Consider the following 3,192-nt stretch of genomic DNA (forward strand, 5'->3'; position numbering starts at 1 on the left):
ATAAAGATAACCCATGCATTACTCAATCACCGATTGATGTACTGAGCGATATCGCACTGTTTCTGGAAGCTGCCGAACGATTCAGTCTCGACCCCGGCGAGGGTGCTCAATTGGCAGAAACCATTATTAGTTACTGCGCTGACTACGCTAAAACAATGTGTAGACGTGCTGCGCCGGAAGAGGCTGACCATGAAATCTAATCAACTGGAAGATGTCACCTGTCAGGTGAAGCAAGCACAAGCAGTTTTAGCAATGTGGCTTGAACTTGCTACTGGCGGCAAGAATGATACCACTGACAAAATAGGCGCAATTATAACTTTATTAGATGGTGTGCCAGAAGTAATGGTCGAGGCCAATAATAATCTACATGATTACACCATGGAGAAATATAAGGAAAGCAAAAAATGAAACCTGAAAAAATAGATTACGGCCAAATAAGTGAATATTTCATCATTAACGATGGCGGCATAAATAGCGCACTAATGAAAGTAGAAGCACAAATATACGTTGTTAATCGCCACGGTGTTTACAAGCGATATCTAAGCCGTAGTGCCGCCATTAATAAATTAGCTCAGGTTATGGCAACCTCTGTTTATAAACGCCTCGGATTAGCTATACGCGAAGATGATATTTACGACGCCGAGCGCAAGGCATGGATTCGCGGTAATTTACTTCATGATTATATCCGCTGCCGTGAACGTGCAATTCGTCATATTCTCCGCCTAATGGCGAAACAACGTGAAGTTGATAAATGGGATAAAGAACATCAACGATGGATTGAGGTGCGAGACGAGTTATATAAACGCAAGCCTTATTAATTAAGTAATCGAAAATAAAATATTAACTATGGCCTTCGGGTTAGGACTCCCTACACCTATAAGCCAGAAAATAAGGTAATTCAAATATGAGTAATCAGGAATTAATAGGCCGATATCGTAACCGAATGGTTACCGCAAAGTTGGATTCATTGCAGCGGGCAACGGGTAGCACCTGCGTAATTAAAAGGTCGCCTAAAGGGATAGTGAAAACAATTGAATTAACGCCAGAGGTATTAACTCGCGCATTAGAAATGTTTGAGCTGGTGATTATTGAGGCACTCGGAAAAGCCAAGGCCGGTGAAGAGATAATTGGAACCTATAAAGACTGTACTAAAAAGCTAGGCGGCCTCACTCAGAGCGGACACGCCCTTATTGACCGGTTAATTGATGAATTCGTTACAGCATCTGACGAACTGGCCACTACTTCACCCTCGGTGACTCCATGAGCGGATACCGCCAAAAAGCCGAGCAAGCCATTGAGCTTGAAGCGAAAGGGCTATACCGCCGCGCTGTATGCGTTTGGCGTGATGCCTTGCCTCAAGCCCCATCAATAGAACTACAGAGCATATGCGCTAACAACGCTCAGCGGTGCTCGCACCAGGGCAGATACAAAGGGAAACCGGAACTATGACACAGCAACTCACGGAAGGGCAAAAAATGAATCTTAAAGATATGGATAAAGAGCAGCTTATCGAGCACGTCAAAGTTTCGGGTATTGATGTGCCGGGATGGCTGATAGATGGGTGTCTGACACGCCCCACAGAACCACTCACCGACAACGAATATCAGGAGTTTGCAGAGCATTACTGCAAACAAATCCGCTCAGTCGAAGCCCTTACCTATCTGGTTGAATGCAGGAGTCGCTTTGGTATGGATATGCAAGGCGGGGCTATTTTCAGGCACGAGAATATCGTTATGCAAATAGACCAGCAGGTTATTGAAACCTTACTCCAGCACCAAATTGAAACCGTGTTGATGGAAGAGCGCCCAGCAGAGCGTTACCTCGCCGTCATGAAGTTCTACATGGGTGACCGATTAAATCAAGCACAAAACGGTTCTACGTGGATGCGTGACTTTATCGACAGCGTATTCATTGAGGGCGTTAAGGCTATTTTTCAGGGCGAAGCAGAACCAACAAAGAATTTGCACTGAGGAGCACCAATGAGCAACCAGGACAACGCAAACGTATTTAGCGCGGTTTCCGTGCATCGCACACCGACTGCAAAGCACAGTCGCCGCCAGTGCCGCATCTATAGCCCAGAAGAGTTTCTGGAGATGCCAATGGTGAAGGAGTTTATCAAAAACAATCCTAATCAGCACTTCGTCAATGAGGAAACCGGCGAGGTCATGCTGGCTCAAGAATTGGCTGAACTTTATTGCTCCGTGAATAACGGGAAAAAGTTGAAAAAATTATTACGTCGTTCATTCGGAGATAAATCATGAAAAATCAAATCACCACTACCAGCCAGCAGGCAATGATGAGCACCAAAGAAATCGCCACGTTAACTGGAAAGCAACCTAAAGATGTTATCCGAGATGTTTGGGTAATGATCGAAGGCCTGTATTGCATTAAAAAAGATGACGCAGATTTGCGCCATAATAAAAATCAACAAGTTACGTTAACTACCGGAATTATTGCCAATACAGATAGCAGAGGCTACGTATCAGAATTCCTACTCGACCGCCGACATACTGAAATCTTAATTTCTGGTTATGACGTCAAGCGCCGCGCTGCAATCATTGATCGTTGGCACTCACTTGAAACGGGCGAAGCCCAGCCTCGCCTTGAATCGCCGAAACCTCAGCAAACCTTCGCATCAATGAACGACAACATTCTCTCTCTGGCCCGTGTTGTAGCAGAAGCAACCGCATCGGCAACCATGAAAGCGGTGGTCGACATTGTTGGCATTCAGAAATATCAGCCAGCAGTTGAACCGGTTGCAGCTATCGCACCACCAGCACCGGAAGCCTTGCAGGTCAGCCATCATTCGCCAGATAACGAACAATCCGAATACGCTCTTGTGTCGGATCTGTCGTGGGCCTGTGGGTTATCAGATGCTGCATGCCGCCGACTGGCTACATTCGCCAACTTACCAACCTGCATGACCAATGGCGATCGGGGCCATTTACTGATTCACCGTGATTTGTTTATGACGGTAGCTCAAACGCTGCTCGATGAGTCCACACCACCCACCGGAAAGCTTAAGCGCTGGCAGCATCCAGAGTTCGGCGGCTTCACCTTACGTCTGAAATCCGAAAGCCACACAGGGGAGATAAAATAATGTTTATTCCAACCGATATTCTTCGCGCTGCCCTGCTCTGTGTCGCTGGAGAGAAAGAAACTCGCGAATACCTGAAAGGGGTGTACATCACC

The 3,192-nt window shown here is 46.3% G+C and carries 8 protein-coding genes; all 8 read left to right on the top strand.

Going from position 1 to position 3,192, the window contains the following annotated elements; genetic code table 11:
- On the top strand, positions 1-200 hold a 200-nt coding region (locus AEP37_RS26735), incomplete at its 5' end, for a hypothetical protein (protein WP_049615479.1).
- Positions 190-408, top strand: coding sequence for a hypothetical protein (locus tag AEP37_RS22885; RefSeq protein ID WP_049615480.1), 219 nt, complete (start codon positions 190-192; stop codon positions 406-408). The genes AEP37_RS26735 and AEP37_RS22885, both read left to right, overlap by 11 nt.
- Positions 405-818 carry a hypothetical protein gene (locus tag AEP37_RS22890; RefSeq protein WP_049615481.1) on the top strand — a complete coding sequence of 138 codons (414 nt, stop codon included), beginning with the start codon at positions 405-407 and terminating at the stop codon, positions 816-818. The genes AEP37_RS22885 and AEP37_RS22890 overlap by 4 nt, the downstream gene beginning before the upstream one ends.
- Positions 819-904: 86 nt before the next feature.
- The gene (locus AEP37_RS22895; RefSeq protein WP_049615482.1) at positions 905-1,264 is read left to right on the top strand and encodes a hypothetical protein; all 360 of its coding nucleotides are present in this window, start codon (positions 905-907) and stop codon (positions 1,262-1,264) included.
- A complete protein-coding gene (locus tag AEP37_RS28005; RefSeq protein WP_049615483.1) occupies positions 1,261-1,449 on the top strand; it encodes an ANR family transcriptional regulator in 189 nt (62 codons plus the stop codon). The genes AEP37_RS22895 and AEP37_RS28005 overlap by 4 nt, the downstream gene beginning before the upstream one ends.
- Complete coding sequence (locus AEP37_RS22905; protein WP_049615484.1) at positions 1,446-1,970, top strand: hypothetical protein; 525 nt, start codon at positions 1,446-1,448, stop codon at positions 1,968-1,970. Before AEP37_RS28005 ends, AEP37_RS22905 begins: the two co-directional genes overlap by 4 nt.
- A 9-nt stretch (positions 1,971-1,979) precedes the next feature.
- Positions 1,980-2,261, top strand: a complete 282-nt coding sequence (locus AEP37_RS22910) for a hypothetical protein (RefSeq protein WP_049615485.1) — start codon at positions 1,980-1,982, stop codon at positions 2,259-2,261.
- Entirely contained in the window at positions 2,258-3,100 is an 843-nt protein-coding gene (locus tag AEP37_RS24430; RefSeq protein WP_053102017.1) for a Rha family transcriptional regulator, read from the top strand. The genes AEP37_RS22910 and AEP37_RS24430 overlap by 4 nt, the downstream gene beginning before the upstream one ends.
- Positions 3,101-3,192 lie beyond the last annotated feature (92 nt).

It is taken from the genome of Yersinia pekkanenii, assembly GCF_001152565.1.
Lineage (GTDB): Bacteria > Pseudomonadota > Gammaproteobacteria > Enterobacterales > Enterobacteriaceae > Yersinia > Yersinia pekkanenii.